Here is a 19778-nt window from a genome sequence, read left to right as displayed (position 1 = left end):
CCCTGTTTGTCCTGAATAGTCATGATAGCAGTACGATCATGTCTTGCGAGGAACGAACAGGGGGTCAAACTATGAAAGTATCCAAGATTACCATCAGGCGAAGATTGCTGCTGCTGCTGTTGCTGCTGGTTATGCTGTTTGCGGCCCTGGTTATCAGGCTCGCTTACGTACAGCTAGGGCAAGGAGCGGAGCTGTCGGCTAAAGCGGAGGATTCCTGGCGGCGTAACATCCCTTTCTCGGCTAAGCGGGGGGAAATCAGCGATCGCAACGGGGTTACGCTCGCCTATAATATAACTACGCCAACGGTGATGGCGATTCCGGTGCAGATCAAGGACCCGAAGGCTACTGCGCGCAGCTTGGCGCCGCTCCTCGGGATGAGCGAAGAACAGATTCTCAAGACGATCACGAAGCGACAATCGATAGTCAGGCTGCAGCCCGGCGGACGCAAAATTACGATGGAAAAAGGACAGCAAATTCGTGATTTGGCTCTCCCGGGTATTGTTGTTGCTGAGGATAACAAAAGGTATTATCCTTATGGAGGGCTGGCTGCCCATATTCTTGGTTTTACCGGCAGCTACAATCAGGGACTGACCGGTGTCGAGCAGAAATACGACAGCCAGCTGAACGGAATGAGCGGCAGTATCTCGTATTTGTCCGATGCGGGCGGCAGGCTGATGCCGGGCTCGTCGGAGAAATACGTCGAGCCGAAGGATGGGCTTAATTTGCAGCTTACGATCGATAAGACGATTCAGAGCATCATGGAACGGGAGCTCGATCAGGCGATGGCTAGGTTGCAGGCGAATTCGGCGATTTCCATCGCGATGGATCCCAATAGCGGAGAAATACTGGCGATGGCCTCTCGCCCGGGATATGACCCGGGAAATTATCAGGAATACACCGCTGAGGTGTACAACCGCAACCTGCCGATCTGGATGACTTATGAACCGGGGTCAACATTTAAGATCATTACCCTGGCAGCGGCTTTGGAGGAGAAGAAAGTCAATCTTAACGAAGGTTTTTTTGATCCGGGTTTTATTAAAGTGGCTGGCGCCTCGCTTCGCTGCTGGAAAAGGGGCGGTCATGGAAGCCAGACCTTCCTGCAGGTCGTGGAAAATTCCTGCAACCCGGGATTTGTAACGCTTGGACAGCGGCTCGGCAAAGAGACTCTATTCAAGTACATTAAGGATTTCGGCTTTGGCAGCAAAACAGGGATAGATTTGAGCGGGGAAGAGAACGGCATTTTGTTTAAGCTGTCTCAAGTTGGGCCCGTAGAGCTGGCGACGACATCGTTCGGGCAAGGGGTCTCGGTTACGCCGATCCAGCAGATTACAGCCGTGTCAGCCGCCATTAACGGCGGCAAGCTCTATAAGCCCCATGTGACGAAATCATGGACCAATCCCGACACCGGCCAGATTGTCGACGAGGTAGAGCCGACTGTTGTCCGGCAGGTCATTTCCGAGGCGACTTCAAAGCAAGTAAGGAGCGCGCTGGAGAGCGTCGTTGCGAACGGTACAGGGGGGAACGCATTTATCGACGGGTACCGGGTCGGCGGCAAGACGGGAACGGCCCAGAAGGTTGTGAACGGCCGTTATTCGACAAGCGAGCATATCGTTTCGTTTATCGGCTTTGCCCCTGCAGACGATCCAAAAATCGTCGTATACACCGCGGTCGACAATCCTCAAGGCATTCAATTCGGGGGCGTTGTCGCTGCGCCAATCGTCCGCAATATATTGACCGATGCCTTGGAGTACATGGAAGTCCCTCCCCGTAAGGATCAGATGACTAAGAAGTACAAATACGGAGAAACGAAAATCGTGACCGTTCCCGATTTGATCGGGCATAGCGTGCAGGAAATCTATGAAGACTTGAACTTGAACTTCTCCTTGGCTAAATCAGGGGTTGGCAATATCGTCATTAATCAGGCGCCGAAGCCGGGAACGAGGGTGGAGAGCGGTTCAATCATCCGGATTTACATGGGCCAAGAATCCGAGGCAGGCATCGAGCATGACCATAGTGAATAATATTCCTGAAAAACCATGCTCTTGGTGATAATATAAGTGAGTGCATTGAAAAGGAACGTAACAATTTGACGGAGGGGTCTTACATGCTGCTGACAGAGCTGGCTACATATTTAATTACATCGAGAATACATGGTAATAAAGAGACGGCGTGCGCGGGTATCGCCATCGATTCCCGGCGAGTGAACGCTGGCGACCTGTTCGTCTGCCTGCCAGGCCATACGGTGGATGGGCATGATTTTGCTCCGGAAGCCGCTCGGCGGGGAGCTGCGGCGCTGGTTGTAGAGCGGTATTTGGAGCATGTCGATCTGCCTCAGCTTCAGGTGAAGGACAGCAGGCTGGCGATGGCGATATTAAGCAATGTATTCTACCAGACGCCGAGCTCTCGCCTAAAAGTCATCGGTGTGACCGGGACGAACGGCAAGACGACAACGACTTATCTCATTGAACGTATTCTTGCGGATCAGGGCAGCAATACGGGGCTGATTGGCACGATTGAACGGAAATACGGGGGGCAGACCTTCCCGATGCCGGGAACGACACCGGAGTCGTTGGATCTGCAGCGTTATTTAGCTGAAATGGTGCAAAGCGATGTAGATTATTGCGTTATGGAGGTATCTTCACACGCGCTTGAACAGGGAAGGGTCAAAGGAACGCGCTTCCGTACCGCCATATTTACGAATTTGACGCAGGATCATTTGGATTACCATCACACGATGGAAGAATACCGCGCCGCCAAAGGACTGTTCTTCTCACGGCTTGGGAATATCTATGAGGAGGATCCTGATCTGCGCAGCTATGCAGTGATAAATGCAGACGACCCGGTATCCGCTTATTTCGCACAGCAAACGGCGGCGGAGGTCATCACCTACGGCGTTGAGCATGCGGCCGATATCCGGGCATCGGACATCGCCATTACGGCCCGGGGAACTACATTCCATGTTGATACGTTTCAGGGCAGCGCCGACATTGCGCTTCGGATGGTGGGCAAATTTAATGTGTACAACGCTCTGGCAGCGATAGCTGCAGCTTTGCTTGAGGGTGTTCCGCTGAATCGTATCAAAGAGAGCCTGGAAGCTGTAAAAGGGGTGGACGGCCGGGTCGAAGCTGTGGATGAAGGGCAGCCGTTTGCGGTCATTGTCGATTATGCCCATACGCCGGACGGGCTCGAAAACGTGCTGCGCACGGTAGGGGAGTTTGCCGAAGGACGGGTCATCTGCGTATTTGGCTGCGGCGGGGACCGCGATAAGACGAAACGGCCCGTCATGGGAAAAATAGCTGCCAAATATGCGCAGTATGTCATCGTTACGTCTGATAATCCGCGTACGGAGGATCCTGTGGCGATCCTGAATGATATTGCGGCCGGGCTTGTGGAGGATGGTGTCGACGAGAAGCGCTATGAGCTGGTTGTCGACCGGCGGGAGGCAATCCGGAAGGCTATTGAAATGGCAAGCAATGAAGATGTAGTATTGATTGCGGGGAAAGGTCATGAGACCTATCAACTGATCGGCACGGAAGTGCATGACTTCGACGATCGGATCGTTGCGAAAGAAGCGATAAGGGGCTTGAACAAGTGATCAAGAGAAAATTGAGAGAAGTAGCGGCGATGTGCGGCGGCGAACTCCGCAGCCCGGAGGATGCCGAATTAATTATACAAGGGATTACGACAGACTCCCGCAGCATTATAGAGGGTTGTCTGTTCATACCGCTGGTGGGCGAGAAATTTGACGGCCATGATTTTGCCGGAGATTGCCTCGCAGCAGGCGCAGCGGCTGTATTGTGGGACAAAGCCAAAGGCTCGCCTCCTGGGCCGGCTGTGATCGTAGATGATACTCTGGCAGCTCTTCAGCGGCTGGCGCAAAACTACCTCAAGCAGAGCAAAGCCAGGGTAGTTGGAATTACCGGAAGCAACGGCAAGACGACGACCAAGGATATCGTTTTCTCACTGCTGTCTACGACGTACAATGTGCATAAAACGCAAGGGAACTTCAACAATCATATCGGCCTGCCATTAACGATCCTTGCCATGCCGGAAGATTCGGAAATTGCCGTTCTGGAGATGGGCATGAGCGGGCGCCATGAAATCGAGCTGCTCTCAAAGCTGGCCGAACCGGAAGTAGCGGTTATCACCAACATTGGTGAAGCGCATTTGCTGCAGCTCGGGTCCAGGCTGGAAATCGCCCGGGCCAAACTGGAAATATTGGCAGGGCTCAGGCCGGGGGGGACGTTCGTCCATGACGGTGACGAGCCGCTTATTCAAGAGGTTCTGTCGGAACCGGCGACGCTCAAACCGGATCATTTCGATACAATAACCTTTGGTCTGCTGCCGCATAACGATGATTATCCTGTCGACTTGATGTTCCTGGATGACGGGACGGTGTTCACGTCCAGCGCTGGAAGCAACGAACCGCTTCATTTGCCGCTGCTCGGCCAGCACAACGTCATCAATTGTCTTGCAGCCATCGCCGTCGCCCGATATTTCGGGGTAACGGAGGCCGCGATCAAGGAAGGGCTGACCCAAATCAAGCTGACGGGCATGCGGATCGAGATCGTGAAGGGGCGCAGCGGTATCACGATATTGAATGACGCGTATAACGCAAGTCCCACAGCCGTGAAGGCGGCGATCGGCGTGCTTGAGAACATGAAGGGGTATAGACGCAAAATTGCTGTTTTGGGCGATATGCTGGAGCTTGGGGACGCCGAGGACGCTTTGCACCAGGAGGTCGGTGCCTTTATGAAAGGCGGTAAAGTGGACCTGCTGTTCACTTATGGAACTCTAGGCGCGATGATCGCGGCAGGTGCCGCAGGGCATTTGGACCAAAGCAGCATTCATGCATATACTGATAAAGTTGAGCTTATAGAAGGGCTTCTGGCGATTCTGCATCCCGAGGATATCGTGCTCGTCAAGGCGTCTCGGGGCATGAAGCTTGAAGAAGTCGTGGAGGCCCTCAAAAATAGTGAGCTTCCTCAATAAATACCGGCTAATAAGGGGGTGATCCCATGGATTTTGGACTTATATTGTTAACGATAGGAGTATCCTTTATACTGGCCGTCATTTCGGCTCCGCTGCTTATTCCGATTTTGCGGCGGATGAAGTTCGGGCAGCAGATTCGAAACGAAGGACCGCAGAGCCACCAGAAGAAGGCAGGGACGCCAACGATGGGCGGTATCGTCATTATATTGGCCTTCACGCTGGCATTTCTGAAATTCTCGGTGATCAATACGGATTTCTACGTGCTGCTCGTGGCGACGCTTGGCTTCGGACTGGTCGGCTTTCTGGACGACTACATCAAAATCGTATTTAAACGTTCCTTGGGACTGACGCCCAGACAGAAATTGTTCGGACAGCTGCTGTTCGCCGGGATCGTCTGCGCTCTGCTGATTTCCGAAGGACACAGCACCGCGCTGGGCATTCCGGGTACGTCGATAGCCTTTGACTGGGGAGCGTGGTTCTACTATCCGTTTATTATCCTTATGATGCTTGCCATCAGTAATGCGGTGAATTTTACCGACGGACTGGATGGATTGCTGTCTGGCGTGAGCGCCATCGCTCTCGGGGCATATGCCGTCATCGCGATGCAGGCTACATCGATACCGGCTGCGGTTTGTGCGGCAGCGATGATCGGTGCGGTGCTGGGTTTTCTCGTGTTCAATGCCCATCCGGCAAAAGTGTTCATGGGGGACACCGGATCGCTTGGCATCGGGGGCGCGATTGCAGCCATTGCGATTATTACGAAGAGCGAGCTTTTGTTTCTTGTAATCGGCGGGGTTTTCGTCATTGAAATGCTGTCCGTCGTACTGCAGGTTATTTCTTTCAAGACTCGTGGCAAACGAATATTCAAGATGAGTCCGATTCACCACCATTTCGAACTGTCGGGCTGGTCGGAATGGCGGGTCGTCGTTACTTTTTGGGCCGTTGGCTTGCTGCTGGCCGGGGTTGGACTTTATTTAAACAAGGGGTTGTAATATGATGAAGCATCCAGAACAATACCGGGGACGGCAGATTGTCGTCCTGGGCCTGGCAAGAAGCGGTGTTCAAGTTGCCAAAACCCTGCATCGCCAAGGGGCGATCGTAACCGTTAATGATAAAAAGGACAGAGACCAATGTCCCGAAGCTTCTGAATTAGAGGCTTTGGGAATTTCTGTTCTATGCGGGGGGCATCCGGACGATCTGATACATCAGGGAATCGAGCTGGTCGTAAAAAATCCAGGCATTCCTTACAGCGCGCCACCCGTCGTCAAAGCGCTTGAGCTGGGGATTGATGTCGTGACCGAAGTCGAAGTTGCCTACCGCTTATGCGCTGCGCCAATGATAGGCATAACGGGCTCAAACGGCAAGACGACGACGACCACCTGGATTGGAAGCATGCTGCAAAACGCGGGCCTTAACCCGATCGTCGCCGGCAATATCGGAACGCCTCTCTGTGAAGCAGCCGAGGCAGCCCGCACGGACAACTGGATGGTTGTAGAGCTGAGCAGCTTCCAGCTTAAAGGGACGCAGCAGTTCCGCCCTGCAATTGGTGTGCTGCTTAATGTCGCCGAGACCCATTTGGACTATCACGGCACGATGGAGGACTATGTTTCCTCGAAAGCGAAGCTGTTCGCCAATCAGACGGAAGCGGACACCGCCGTAATCAATTGGGATGATCCGATCTGCCGGGAGCTTGTCCCTTATATCCAGGCGAAGCTATTACCGTTCTCGATGACGGAGCGGCTAAAGGCCGAGGGAATTTACGTCGAACCTCCGTATTTGCCGCAAAGTGCGGATTCCCAGTCAAGAGTGATCGTTTACAGGAATGCCGAGGATGCTGTCATCGAGATTATTCGAGTGGACGAGATCGGCTTGCCGGGCCGCTTCAACACAGAGAACGCTCTAGCTGCGATTGCCGCATGCCTTGCAGCAGGAGCAAACCCTGAGCAGCTTGCCGAGCCGCTGCGCGCATTCCGTGGCGTGGAGCACCGGCTGGAGTACGTTGCCGTTAAAGAGGGCGTGACTTACTATAACAACTCGAAAGCGACGAACTCCAAGGCGACGACGATGGCTATCGAGGCGCTGGAGGCGCCGATTGTGCTCATCGCTGGGGGGCTGGACCGAGGCTCCGATTACATGGAGCTGGTTCCCGTATTCCGGGACAAGGTTAAAGCTGTTGTGGCGCTGGGAGAGACGAAGGAGAAAATAGCCCGCGTCGCCGAGCTGGCTGGATTATCGGACGCATTGCTTGTCGATACTGGAGACAGTGCTGCCGAGACGCTGCGAACCGCAACCCTCCAAGCTGCCGGTCTGGCGGAGCCGGGGGATATCGTCCTGCTGTCGCCTGCTTGCGCTAGTTGGGACATGTTTGCTTCTTACGAGGAGCGGGGACGCATTTTTAAAGAGGCGGTGCATACCCTTTAAGTAGGGGGGTGGAAAAGCCCCTACTTTTGGTTAAGAGGTGGCTTCCACGATGGGCAAAAATCGCATGGCGCCGGATTTTTGGCTGCTGTCCAGCATATTGGGACTGTTGGCTATCGGAATAGTAATGGTATACAGTGCGGGCTCTGTACTCGCTTTCCATGATTACGGAGATTCCTTTTATTTCGTCAAACGACAGCTGTTGTTTGCTGTGCTAGGTCTTGTGGCTATGTTCTTCATGATGAACTTCGATTTTCGCCATTTGCGTAAATATGCCAAGCTTGCTCTGCTTGTCTGCTTTGTCCTGCTCGTTATTGTGCTTATTCCCGGCATAGGCGTCGTCCGGGGCGGTGCGCGAAGCTGGCTTGGCATCAGTTCCTTTGGGATTCAGCCTTCCGAGTTCATGAAGCTTGGAATGATTTTGTTCCTTTCCTACTGGCTAAGCAAGGAAGATTACAAGATTACGATATTTACAAAAGGGCTGCTGCCGCCGCTGGGCATTATGGGACTAGCGTTTGGCCTCATCATGCTGCAGCCGGATTTAGGAACCGGCACGGTCATGATGGGCGCATCCTTGCTGATCGTTTTTACCGCCGGGGCAAGAATCAGGCATTTGGCCGGACTGGCTGCGATCGGAGCAGTCGGCTTCGTCGGGCTTATCTTGGCTGCGCCGTATCGTTTGCAGCGGATTACCGCCTTTCTCGATCCCTGGTCTGATCCGCTTGGCGCCGGATATCAAATCATTCAATCGCTGTATGCGATTGGTCCCGGTGGACTGGCAGGTCTGGGGCTGGGGATGAGCCGCCAGAAATACAGCTATGTTCCCGAGCCACAGACGGACTTCATTTTCTCAATTTTGGCTGAGGAGCTTGGTTTTATCGGCGGATTGCTAGTTTTATTACTGTTTCTCATTTTAGTGTGGAGGGGCATGAGAGTGGCGATGACAGTAGAAGACAGCTTCGGAAGCTTGCTTGCCGTCGGAATTGTCGGTATGGTAGCTGTACAGGTTGTTATCAATATCGGCGTCGTCATCGGTCTCATGCCTGTCACTGGCATTACCCTGCCGCTGATCAGCTACGGGGGCTCATCGCTTACGCTGATGCTGACGGCGCTAGGTATTCTATTGAATTTATCCCGTTATGCGAGGTGAACAAGTATGCGCGTCGTGCTAAGCGGCGGCGGAACGGGGGGACATATTTATCCCGCTCTGGCGATCGCAAAACAATGCGGTGCGGAATATCCTGATTCCGAATTTCTATATATTGGCGGCGAACGGGGGCTTGAGAGCTCTCTGGTGCCCAAAGAGAACATACCATTCAAAGCTATTAATATTACCGGCTTTCGCCGGAAATTGTCGTTTGATAACGTTAAAACGATTGTTCGTTTCGTAAAGGGCGTGCGTACTTCCAAACGGCTTCTGAGAGAGTTCAAGCCGGATGTGGTGATTGGAACGGGAGGATATGTCTGCGGTCCTGTCGTATATGCAGCGGCGAAGCTCGGCATTCCGAGCATTATCCATGAACAGAATGCGGTACCCGGACTGACGAATCGTTTTCTGAGCAAATACGTATCTACGGTAGCAGTCAGCTTCGAAGGATCAGGTGCTGCCTTTCCGGCGGCGAAGAAAATTCTGTATACCGGGAATCCTCGGGCCACGACTGTTTTTGAAGCGGATAAAAACAAGGGATATGCTTCGCTCGGGCTTCCGCCGAACAGCCCGATCGTTCTCATTGTCGGGGGAAGCCGCGGGGCAAAAGTGATCAACGAAGCGATGATCGATATGGCGCCTTTTATCTCTAAGCTGGGGCATATTTCTTTTATTTATGTTACCGGCGAAAGCTACTATGAAACTACAAAGTCGGCAATCGCTGCCAAACTAGGCGAGATTCCGGGGAACTTGCGGGTGCTGCCTTACGTGCATAATATGCCGGAGGTGCTGGCTTGTACCTCGTTGATTGTAAACCGGGCCGGGGCGTCCTTCCTGGCGGAGATTACCGCCCTAGGCATCCCGTCCATCCTGATTCCGTCGCCGAATGTCACGAACAATCATCAGGAGAAAAATGCGAGATCGCTGGAGACGTCGGGAGCGGCCGAGGTGATCCTCGAGCCTCAATTAAACGGCGGCAAATTGTTTGCAGCGGTAGAACGAATTATGACGGAAGCTTCCCTTCATGGAAAAATGTCAGCAGCAGCAAGGAAGCTCGGCAAGCCGGAATCGGCTCATTTGATCGTGGAGGAAATGCGGCGGCTTGTTCGAAGTCAAGGAAAACGATAGAGTATTGCCGGTGCTGGGCCTTTGTCACACTCTTACTTCAGAGGGCATAATATACCATATAAATCGTGACAATCCATGCGGGGACCAGAAGGAAAGACGTCATCCTGCGTCGTCTCCGCGAACCCATGCAGCCGGTGGAAGTATACGGATATAACCGATCATCGGACGGCCTGACTACCGGACGGGATTCGGCATGTTAGTCAAGGAGGGATTTTCAGATGCAGCAATGGATATCGAAATTGTCAGAGCAGGAAGTGGGCAAGGTCTTGCCAAACGAGCCGATGTCGAAGTATACGACATGGAAAATAGGAGGGCCGGCCGACGCTCTAATCATCCCAGAGAACAAGCGGCAGCTGGCAAATTTGATTCGCCAGCTTCATGAAGAGCAAATTCCTTGGTTAATGGTAGGCAAGGGCTCCAACATGCTCGTATCCGATAAGGGGATTCGCGGTGCGGTAATTAAGCTGGGCAGGGAAATGGAGCAGATCCAATTTCGGGGAACCGAGGCCGAAGCGGGGGGAGGCGCCTCGTTCGTGAGATTGAGCATTATGGCGGGTAAGGAAGGCATGACCGGTCTGGAATTTGCTGGGGGGATTCCGGGAACCGTCGGTGGAGCCGTATATATGAACGCTGGCGCTCACGGGTCTGATGTGTCACGCATATTTAAATCAGCTGAAATTGTTCTGGAGACGGGTGAGTTGGTGACTTACAATGCGCAGGATATGGATTTCTCGTACCGCCATTCCATCTTGCATGGGAGCCGCGGAGTAGTGGCCAATGCCATCTTCACCCTGAAGGAAGGGGATCGTTTGGAGATCGCAGCTGCCATGGCTACCTATAAGGATCGCCGCCGCAAGACTCAGCCGTTGCAGCAGCCCTGCGCGGGCAGCGTATTCCGTAATCCGCCAAAGGACCATGCGGCGAGGCTGATCGAAGCGGCAGGACTTAAGGGGAGGAGTATAGGCGGAGCGCAAATATCCGAGCTGCATGCCAATTTCATTGTCAATACGGGGCAAGCGACAGCAGAGGACGTTCTCGCGCTCATGGAGCTAATCAAGGATACCATAGCCTCGAAATATGATATCGCTTTGGTGCCGGAAGTTTACTTCGTGGGTGAACGGTAAACTCGGAGGTGATACATTGGACAAATTGGTGATTGAAGGCGGGCGACCCCTATCAGGAACCATTCAAATCCATGGAGCGAAAAATGCCGCACTGCCTATCTTGGCTGCCAGCTTGCTGTCTGAGGGAGCGGTGCAACTTCGAAATGTTCCTCGTTTGCTCGATATTGATGTTATGCTTGGCATTTTGAGCCGATTAGGCTGTAAAACGGTTCATAAGGACGACACCGTCATGGTCGATGCCAGCGGAGCGGATTCCAGCCATGTGCCTGAGGATTTGATGAAGCAGATGCGCTCTTCTATTTTTTTGATGGGGCCGCTGCTGGCAAGGTTCAAGGAAGTATGCATATATCAACCCGGTGGCTGCGCAATCGGTGAACGGAAAATCGACTTGCATTTACGAGGATTACAGGCTCTTGGAGCCGTAATCGAGGAAAATGATCATCAGATTTGGTGCAGGGCGAGCAAACTTGTGGGCAGCGATATTCATCTTGACTTTCCGAGCGTCGGCGCTACGGAGAACATTATGATGGCTGCGGCGCTGGCTGAAGGAACAACCGTAATTACGAATGCGGCACGGGAGCCCGAAATCCAGGACCTGCAAAATTTTCTTAATTGCATGGGCGCGAGCATCATGGGGGCCGGTACCGACACGATTACGATCCAGGGGGTAAAGCGGCTCAGCCCCTGCGATTACGAGATCATTCCCGATCGGATCGTGGCGGGCACAGCGCTCATTGCGGCAGCAGCCACAAAAGGAACGGTCACCCTGACGCACTGCAATCCTTCCCATCTGGTCTCTCTGCTTCATGTGCTGCGCCGGGCAGGTGTTCAAATAAGCACCTACAATGATATAATAACGGTAAGCAGCATAGGCCGTCTTAAAGCGGTAGAACGTATCATTACTTCACCTTATCCTTCTTTTCCTACAGATTTACAGTCCCAGGTTATGGTGCTTCTATCTTTGGCTGACGGTGTTAGCTTAATGAAGGAAACGGTGTTCGAAGGTCGATTCAAGCATGTTGATGAATTAGTACGGATGGGTGCGGATATTTCCGTTGATATGAACGCAGCGATTATTCGCGGAGTGCCTAGACTATATGGCGCTACCGTGGAGGCAACCGATTTGAGAGCCGGTGCCGCACTCGTGATTGCCGGATTAGCCGCGCAAGGCAAGACGATCGTTGAGCGAGTATATCACATTGACCGTGGTTATGATCGGATAGAAGTGATGTTTCAGCGGCTTGGAGGCGTCGTGAGACGCGATGCTCCTGTACTCAAGCAGCTGGATCTGGCCTAATGTTGCCTTGAATTATCCCCTCCGCCGGAGGGGATAAAGGCTTTGCACATTACAATAATACGGAGAAAAGTTATGTCTAAAGCCAATATGCCAGTGTTGAAGCAACCAAAATCGAAAAGAAGAAGCAGCAAAAAAGTAGCCGGGATTTTAATTCTCCTGTGCTTGTCTTTGCTCGCGGTGCTTTTTTTTCGTTCGTCTTTAAGCAAAATTTCCAGCATTACGTTTGAAGGAAGCTCATATACGCCAAATGAGGATTTACTGGAAATCAGTGGCCTCGAGGTTGGCGCTCCTTTTTTTGGGACGAGCTCGGATACGATAGCGAGGCGTATGACGAAAATTCCGTCCATTGAGGATGTCGAGGTGAACAAATCTTTTCCCGGAGGGATTACGATCAGGGTTAAGGAATATCCGCTTGCAGCCTATGAACTGACCGTGGATGAAGGTTTGAAGGGTTTTCTAGCCAATGGGACAAAGATCAGCCTGGGGATCGGCTCAATGCCGATGGAGAAGCCGATTTTGACGGGATGGAAGGCGGATGATCCGAATTTGTCCAAGCTTTGCCAAGTTCTGGCGCAAATCCCGGATGACCAGGTATCTGATATTTCAGAAATCGTACCTTCACCGACCTTGTCATATCCGGATCGGATCAAGCTGTATACCGGCTCCAAATTTGAGGTGGTGACAGCCATTTCGCTCCTTTCGAAGAAGCTTGAGTACATGAATTCCATTTTGGAGTCTCAGGATCCCGGAATACTTACTATGCTTGAGGCGGATTCCTATGTCCCTTACGAGCCGCATGACGGACAAAATGATACTACTCATGAATGAGAAACAATGATAAAATACATTTTATGGGCTAGTTTTTTAAGAAGCCTTTTTGTCTAATTTTATAGCATTGGACATAAAGGTCCAGGAACCTATTCTATCGTTACCTTTATCCTACTTTATGCAAAAGATGGAATTCAAAAAAATTGTAGAAAAAAGAGGGAAAGGTCAAACGATGTTGAATATGTAGAGTGTGTGTTTTATTAGGCTATAACAATTTTGAATGGGAAATAGGAGGTGCCAGAGCTTGAGCAACAATGACATCATTGTTAGTTTGGACATCGGTACATCCAAAGTTCGTGCTATTATTGGGGAAATTAGTAATGGAACCTTTAATATTATTGGAGTTGGATCGGCCGACTCGGAAGGAATTCGTAAAGGCGCGATTGTAGATATTGACCAAACCGTACAATCGATCCGCAGCGCTGTTGATCATGCGGAACGGATGGTAGGTATTCAAATATCGGAAGTATACGTCGGCATTTCGGGAAATCATATCGGACTCCAGACGAGCCACGGGGTAGTAGCCGTACAGAACGAAGACCGCGAAATCGGTGAAGACGACATCGACCGTGTGTTGAAAGCAGCGGAAGTGATTGCGCTGCCTCCGGAGCGGGAAATTATTGATGTGGTCGCCAAGCAATACATTGTGGACGGCCTTGAAGGGATCCAAGACCCCCGCGGCATGATCGGGGTTCGTCTGGAGGTCGAAGCAACGATAATTACCGGCGCAAAGACGGCGATACATAATTTGCTTCGTTGCGTGGAGAAATCCGGGCTTAAAGTAAGCGATTTGGTATTGCTGTCTCTTGGAGCAGGCCAGCTTGCATTATCCAAGGATGAGAAGACGATGGGCTCTGTGCTGATAGACATCGGCGCGGGATCCACGACGATTGCAGTGTTCGAGAGCGGGACAATTACAGCGACATCTACGCTTCCGATAGGGGGAGAATTTATAACGAATGACATTGCATATGGCCTTCGCACGTTAACGGACCAAGCAGAAAAGGTAAAGCTCAAGTACGGCTGCGCCTCTATCGAGGACTCGGCGGCGGACGTTACCTTCAAAGTTACGAGGATCGGCAGCAATGTAGACAAGGAATTTACCCAAGAGGATTTGGCAGCCATTGCCGAGCCTCGCGTTCAGGAAATATTTCAAATGATCCGGCAGGAAGTCAAACGGCTCGGTTACAACGAGCTCCCCGGAGGTTATATACTTACGGGAGGAACCGTGTCTATGCCCGGGCTTCTCAAAGTTGCTCAGGAGGAACTGGCTGCTTCCGTAAGGGTCGCTGTACCGGACTATATCGGTGTCCGTGATCCTGGATACACGGGAGGCGTTGGCATATTATACAAGGTTATCAAAAATATCCGCGTCCGGAATACCGGCAACGGTGCAAAGAAGACAACCAATCGGAATAAACCGGTAACTACCCAGGAGAGCGCGAGCAAACCAGGGATCATGGAACGTCTGAAGAGTCTATTCAGTGAATTCATTTAACTTCTAAATGGACGGGGCATCCATGCACAATGAGGGGGAGATGGAAGAGTATGTTGGAATTTGATTTTGAAATGGAGAGTTTGGCTCAAATAAAAGTCATTGGTGTTGGCGGTGGCGGTAGCAACGCTGTGAACAGAATGATCGAGAACGGGGTGCAGGGAGTCGAATTCATTACGGTGAATACGGATGCTCAAGCCCTTCATTTAGCTAAGTCCGAGCATAAGCTGCAAATCGGAGATAAGCTGACCCGCGGACTTGGAGCGGGTGCGAACCCTGAGGTGGGCAAGAAAGCGGCAGAAGAGTCCCGCGAGTTGATTGCCAACACACTGAAGGGTGCGGACATGGTGTTTGTAACAGCTGGTATGGGCGGCGGAACGGGGACGGGAGCTGCTCCGGTCATTGCGGAAATCGCCAAAGAGTGCGGCGCACTGACTGTAGGCGTAGTGACCCGGCCGTTTACCTTCGAGGGACGCAAGCGCTCTTCACATGCCGAGCATGGCATCGAAGCATTAAAGGAGAAGGTAGATACCCTTATCGTTATTCCTAATGATCGTCTTCTTGAGATCGTAGATAAGAAAACGCCGATGCTGGAAGCGTTCCGCGAGGCGGATAATGTGCTGCGTCAAGCGGTACAGGGCATTTCTGACCTAATTGCTGTACCGGGTCTGATCAACCTTGACTTTGCCGACGTGAAGACGATTATGACTGAACGCGGATCCGCTCTGATGGGAATTGGTGAAGCTACGGGCGAGAATCGTGCGGCAGAAGCTGCTCGCAAAGCGATCATGAGTCCGTTGCTCGAGACTTCGATTGAAGGCGCTCGAGGTGTAATTATGAATATTACAGGTGGATCGAACCTGTCCCTATACGAGGTTAATGAGGCAGCTGAGATCGTCATCTCTGCTTCTGATCCGGAAGTTAATATGATCTTCGGTGCAATTATCGATGAGAGTTTGAAGGAAGAGATTAAGGTAACGGTCATTGCGACCGGATTCGAGCATAAGTCTTCGGCAGTGCCTGTCCGCAAGCCGGGTGCAGACACAGCCGAAACGCAAGATAGCCGTGCGGCATCCTCGTTGAGACCTTTTGGAAACCAGCCAAGTGGTGATCAACTGGATATCCCAACCTTCCTCCGCAACCGTTCCCGTCACAATAACGATTAAGTTTGACCAAATCTCCCCAAAATCTAAACCTCTATTCCACGTATCGTGGAATAGAGGTTTTTTGCATTGCTCGACAAAACTAGTACTTATCTTCACCCAATTTTAGACAGACTTTACGATGCCATATCTTTATACTGATAGCAACTCCTGTGGGTTTAGGAAGGCTCTTCTATCATCACAAGAAGAAGATTAGGGAGGGCTAGGGCAGGTGAACCGAAGTGGTCGTTTATCTCGATCTCATATTTCTTATGAACCTGCTGATCGATGCGAGCTTGCTGCTGATGACGGCCTGGATCAGGAGGCAGCGGGTGAGGGCATGGCGGATCACGGCCTCGGCGGCTGTGGGAGCTGCTTATGTCCTGATGATGTTTCTTCCGGAGCTATCTTTTCTATTTACCTTCCTGGTCAAGTTTTTATTCTCCGTCGTCATGCTATGGATCGCATTCGGTTATGCTAGTCTGCAAAACTACTTACGGAATATGGGAGCCTTCTACATGGTGAATTTTGCAGCGGCTGGCGGCATTTTGGGCATTCATTATCTGCTGCAGAATTCTGGGGAAGTGTGGAGTGGAATTTGGTATTCTGCTTCCGGGGGGCTTGGCTTTTCGCTCGAAGTAGGTTCAATATTTACAATCATTGTCTTTTTTATAGTGGTTCTATGGTTTAAGGCGGTTGTCTCCTCAAGACGTACAGCGGAGCGCGTAGAAAGCTGTCTGGCCGAAGTACAAGTACGCATCGATGAGACGACGGTACGGTGCATGGGGCTTGTCGATACGGGCAATCAACTGAAGGATCCGTTGACGAGATGGCCCGTCATGGTCATGGAGGCCTCGTTATGGGATCAGATGCTGCCGGGATCTTTTCTAAGCCGGTTAGCTGCGGAGCAAGCGGACAACCTCATCATGGAGTGGAGCGACGAAGATTCGTTTCGATGGAGGGACCGTTTGCGGCTTGTTCCTTACCGGGGAATTAATAAAGGCTCTCAGTTTATGATCGCGCTGAAGCCGGATGAAGTGTCGATTGTTCAGGAAGGGCGGACGGTGACGACGGGCCGGGTGCTAATTGGATTGGACGGGGGGCGGTTGTCCATGGAATCTGCCTACCGTGCGATCATTCATCCGGTGCTGCTCGAAGGGATGACGGGGCGGGAAGAGGAGTATCTTGTCAGTACATCAGGATCGTGATATAGGAGGAAATAAAATGCGTGTTAGATGGAAGTTGATGCTGCAATTACAGTATTATCGGCTGTTGTTCCTGTTCGGACTCAAGAGCGAGGAAATCTACTATATCGGGGGGAGCGAGGCGCTGCCGCCTCCTTTGACGAGGGAAGAAGAAGAATATTTGCTGCAGCGCCTTTCCTCGGGAGATTCCGCAATTCGAGCCATGCTCATCGAACGAAATCTGCGTCTGGTCGTTTACATCGCCCGGAAATTCGAAAATACCGGAATCAACATCGAAGATCTCGTGTCCATTGGGGCCATCGGACTGATCAAAGCCGTCAATACGTTCGATCCGGAGAAGAAGATTAAGCTGGCAACGTATGCTTCCCGCTGCATCGAGAATGAAATATTAATGTATTTACGGCGCAACAGTAAAATACGCACAGAAGTATCTTTCGACGAGCCGCTCAACATTGATTGGGACGGCAATGAGCTGCTGCTCTCCGACGTGCTTGGCACGGAGAATGATACGATTTACCGCAATATCGAGGAACAGGTTGACCGCAAGCTGCTGCACAAAGCGCTTGATAAGCTGAGCGAGCGGGAGCGGCTGATTATGGAGCTGCGCTTCGGCCTCGTTGACGGCGACGAGAAGACGCAGAAGGACGTGGCTGACTTGCTGGGAATATCGCAATCTTACATTTCCCGGCTGGAAAAAAGGATTATCAAACGTCTCCGTAAGGAGTTTAATAAGATGGTCTAGAGGTCATAAACAAAGGAATAAAAATACAGCCCCGGGAGATAATGATCATTAAGTTTCTCCTTGGGAGGTAAAGACACGATGACCCGAAACAAAGTCGAGATTTGCGGTGTAGATACTGCAAAATTGCCCGTTCTAACCAATGTGGAAATGCGCGAGTTGTTCCGCTCCCTGCAGCAGGACAATGAAAGATCAGCCAGAGAAAAGTTAGTGAATGGCAACCTTAGGCTAGTGCTGAGTGTCATCCAGCGATTCAACAATCGGGGGGAGTTTGTAGACGATTTATTTCAAGTCGGCTGCATTGGACTCATGAAAGCCATCGATAATTTCGATTTATCGCAGAACGTTAAATTCTCTACTTATGCCGTACCGATGATCATCGGGGAAATCCGGCGGTATTTAAGGGATAACAATCCGATCCGGGTATCCCGCAGCCTGCGCGACATTGCCTACAAAGCGCTGCAAATGCGCGACAGTCTGACCAACCAGAATTCGCGGGAGCCAACGATCTTCGAAATTTCCGAAGCGCTGGGTTTGCCGAAGGAGGATGTGGTATTTGCCCTGGATGCCATCCAGGATCCAGTCTCTTTGTTTGAGCCCATTTACCATGACGGCGGCGATCCGATCTATGTTATGGATCAAATTAGCGACGATAAGAACAAGGATGTATCCTGGATCGAAGAGATCGCCTTGCGTGAGGCGATGCAGCGGCTGAACCGCCGCGAGAAGATGATTCTATCAATGCGATTCTTCGAAGGAAAGACGCAAATGGAGGTCGCCGATGAAATCGGCATCTCTCAGGCGCAAGTTTCGAGGCTTGAGAAATCCGCTATTTTACAAATGCAGAAGCACGTTAAGTCTTAAATTATGGGTTCCTTCGGGAGCCCTTTTTTTGGATTTAAAGGAAAGGAACCTTTTTCTTATTTGTCCGTCGGGTTCTTTAAATGTTTTGCGGACGATTATCATATACATATTACAAACGGTTGGCGGGAGGCTGGCATGAAAATATCTGATTTTCAAACGAAGGATGTCATCAATGTTGTTGACGGCAAAAGGCTGGGGCATATTAGCGATTTAGAGCTTGATCTGCAGCAGGGTGTCATTGAAGCCATCGTGGTTCCGGTCAACACGAAGTTTATGGGCTTGTTTGGGGGAGGGAGCGATCTCATCATCCCCTGGAAAAACATCGTGAAGATCGGCTCGGACGTCGTACTGGTCAAAATGGACGGCTTGGCCCAAAGCGGCGTCCAGCAATTTGAGACGACTGTCTATATCGACCGGGACGGGAGAGCAGAACGCCGAGGCTAGAATTCACGGAATTCGGCGGGCTGCCTCTTCGAAAAGCGGTTCGCCTTATGGTAAACTTGAGTTTACAGTACCATTTCAGGATATGAAATGATAAAGAGGTGGATGATGGAGCCGTTTAAATGGAAAGCTATAGAAAGGAATGGCCAGCCCGAAACGTTTATGCTGGAGAGCTGGAACGGCATGCTGCCCGGACTAAGCGCCGGCTTTAGCGGCCGAAATGGCGGGGTAGGCAGCCCCCCTTACGATTCGCTGAACCTGGCCTATCATGTCGGCGATGATCAGGCCGATGCGCTGGATAACCGTAACATCCTAGCGGAGTTTCTGGACTTTGAGCCCGGGCAGTGGACCTGTGGCGAGCAGGTTCATGGGACGCATGTTGCTATAGTGAAACACGCCGATGCAGGCAAAGGTTATTTGGAGCGGGAAAGCGCCTTTCAGAATACGGACGGTCTAGTCACCAACGTTCGCGGAGTTTTGCTGACCTCGTTTTATGCCGATTGTGTTCCGCTCTACTTCCTTGACCCTGTCCAGGAAGCCGTAGGCTTGGCTCATGCCGGCTGGAAAGGTACGGTAGGTCAAATCGCGGCCGTGGTCATAGAGACGATGGAGAAGGAGTATGGAAGCCGCAGAGAGGATATTCGGGCGGCCATCGGACCGTCGATCGGGGAATGCTGCTACGAGGTCGATGAAGCGGTCATGTCCAAGGTGAGAGCCGGACTTCCGGCAGGCAAGACGGTCGCTGCGTTCACAGCGCCGTCCGTTAAACCGGGCCGATGCATGCTGAACTTGAAAGAATTGAATCGAATCATTATGATAAAAGCAGGAATATTGCCGACTCATATCGAATGTACAACATGGTGTACAAGCTGCCATCCTGATAAGTTCTTCTCTTATCGCAAACAGAACGGAGTAACCGGCAGGATGGCGAGCTGGATTGGCATGAAAGAGAGGTGAT

Annotated in this window: 17 protein-coding genes; all 17 read left to right on the top strand. The window is 51.6% G+C overall.

Annotated features, from left to right (window positions below):
• Positions 1-71: 71 nt before the first annotated feature.
• The 17 genes from GNP95_RS08430 (at position 72) to pgeF (ending at position 19777) form a co-directional block, all read left to right on the top strand.
• Complete coding sequence (locus tag GNP95_RS08430) at positions 72-2021, top strand: stage V sporulation protein D (protein ID WP_155610398.1); 1950 nt, start codon at positions 72-74, stop codon at positions 2019-2021.
• 83 nt (positions 2022-2104) lie between these two features.
• Complete coding sequence (locus GNP95_RS08425; RefSeq protein WP_155610397.1) at positions 2105-3595, top strand: UDP-N-acetylmuramoyl-L-alanyl-D-glutamate--2,6-diaminopimelate ligase; 1491 nt, start codon at positions 2105-2107, stop codon at positions 3593-3595.
• Positions 3595-4992 carry a UDP-N-acetylmuramoyl-tripeptide--D-alanyl-D-alanine ligase gene (locus tag GNP95_RS08420; protein ID WP_330163351.1) on the top strand — a complete coding sequence of 466 codons (1398 nt, stop codon included), beginning with the start codon at positions 3595-3597 and terminating at the stop codon, positions 4990-4992. Before GNP95_RS08425 ends, GNP95_RS08420 begins: the two co-directional genes overlap by 1 nt.
• A 26-nt stretch (positions 4993-5018) precedes the next feature.
• Complete coding sequence (gene mraY / locus GNP95_RS08415; protein WP_155610396.1) at positions 5019-5984, top strand: phospho-N-acetylmuramoyl-pentapeptide-transferase; 966 nt, start codon at positions 5019-5021, stop codon at positions 5982-5984.
• 4 nt (positions 5985-5988) lie between these two features.
• Positions 5989-7413 (top strand): UDP-N-acetylmuramoyl-L-alanine--D-glutamate ligase, encoded by a 1425-nt coding sequence (gene murD / locus GNP95_RS08410; RefSeq protein ID WP_155610839.1) that lies wholly within the window; start codon positions 5989-5991, stop codon positions 7411-7413.
• A gap of 49 nt (positions 7414-7462) precedes the next feature.
• Positions 7463-8560, top strand: a complete 1098-nt coding sequence (gene spoVE / locus GNP95_RS08405; RefSeq protein ID WP_155610395.1) for a stage V sporulation protein E — start codon at positions 7463-7465, stop codon at positions 8558-8560.
• A gap of 6 nt (positions 8561-8566) precedes the next feature.
• On the top strand, positions 8567-9685 hold the full coding sequence (murG, locus tag GNP95_RS08400) for an undecaprenyldiphospho-muramoylpentapeptide beta-N-acetylglucosaminyltransferase (protein ID WP_155610394.1): 1119 nt from the start codon (positions 8567-8569) through the stop codon (positions 9683-9685).
• Positions 9686-9903: 218 nt separating this feature from the next.
• The gene (gene murB, locus GNP95_RS08395; RefSeq protein ID WP_155610393.1) at positions 9904-10809 is read left to right on the top strand and encodes a UDP-N-acetylmuramate dehydrogenase; all 906 of its coding nucleotides are present in this window, start codon (positions 9904-9906) and stop codon (positions 10807-10809) included.
• 16 nt (positions 10810-10825) lie between these two features.
• Positions 10826-12106 (top strand): UDP-N-acetylglucosamine 1-carboxyvinyltransferase, encoded by a 1281-nt coding sequence (murA, locus tag GNP95_RS08390; protein ID WP_155610392.1) that lies wholly within the window; start codon positions 10826-10828, stop codon positions 12104-12106.
• Between the two features lie 72 nt (positions 12107-12178).
• Positions 12179-12934 carry a cell division protein FtsQ/DivIB gene (locus tag GNP95_RS08385; RefSeq protein WP_155610391.1) on the top strand — a complete coding sequence of 252 codons (756 nt, stop codon included), beginning with the start codon at positions 12179-12181 and terminating at the stop codon, positions 12932-12934.
• Positions 12935-13178: 244 nt separating this feature from the next.
• Positions 13179-14432, top strand: a complete 1254-nt coding sequence (ftsA, locus tag GNP95_RS08380; RefSeq protein ID WP_155610390.1) for a cell division protein FtsA — start codon at positions 13179-13181, stop codon at positions 14430-14432.
• A 50-nt stretch (positions 14433-14482) separates the two neighbouring features.
• On the top strand, positions 14483-15595 hold the full coding sequence (gene ftsZ / locus GNP95_RS08375; RefSeq protein WP_155610389.1) for a cell division protein FtsZ: 1113 nt from the start codon (positions 14483-14485) through the stop codon (positions 15593-15595).
• A 218-nt stretch (positions 15596-15813) separates the two neighbouring features.
• Positions 15814-16779 (top strand): sigma-E processing peptidase SpoIIGA, encoded by a 966-nt coding sequence (gene spoIIGA / locus GNP95_RS08370; protein WP_330163314.1) that lies wholly within the window; start codon positions 15814-15816, stop codon positions 16777-16779.
• Between the two features lie 16 nt (positions 16780-16795).
• Positions 16796-17518 carry an RNA polymerase sporulation sigma factor SigE gene (gene sigE, locus GNP95_RS08365; protein WP_155610388.1) on the top strand — a complete coding sequence of 241 codons (723 nt, stop codon included), beginning with the start codon at positions 16796-16798 and terminating at the stop codon, positions 17516-17518.
• 78 nt (positions 17519-17596) lie between these two features.
• Entirely contained in the window at positions 17597-18379 is a 783-nt protein-coding gene (gene sigG, locus GNP95_RS08360) for an RNA polymerase sporulation sigma factor SigG (protein ID WP_155610387.1), read from the top strand.
• Positions 18380-18514: 135 nt separating this feature from the next.
• Complete coding sequence (locus tag GNP95_RS08355) at positions 18515-18823, top strand: YlmC/YmxH family sporulation protein (RefSeq protein ID WP_155610386.1); 309 nt, start codon at positions 18515-18517, stop codon at positions 18821-18823.
• Positions 18824-18928: 105 nt separating this feature from the next.
• Entirely contained in the window at positions 18929-19777 is an 849-nt protein-coding gene (gene pgeF / locus GNP95_RS08350; RefSeq protein ID WP_155610385.1) for a peptidoglycan editing factor PgeF, read from the top strand.
• The last annotated feature ends 1 nt before the right edge of the window (position 19778 follow it).

The sequence above is a fragment of the Paenibacillus woosongensis genome (genome assembly GCF_009725165.1).
GTDB classification, from domain to species: domain Bacteria; phylum Bacillota; class Bacilli; order Paenibacillales; family Paenibacillaceae; genus Fontibacillus; species Fontibacillus woosongensis.
This window is presented reverse-complemented; position numbering and strand designations above follow the sequence as displayed.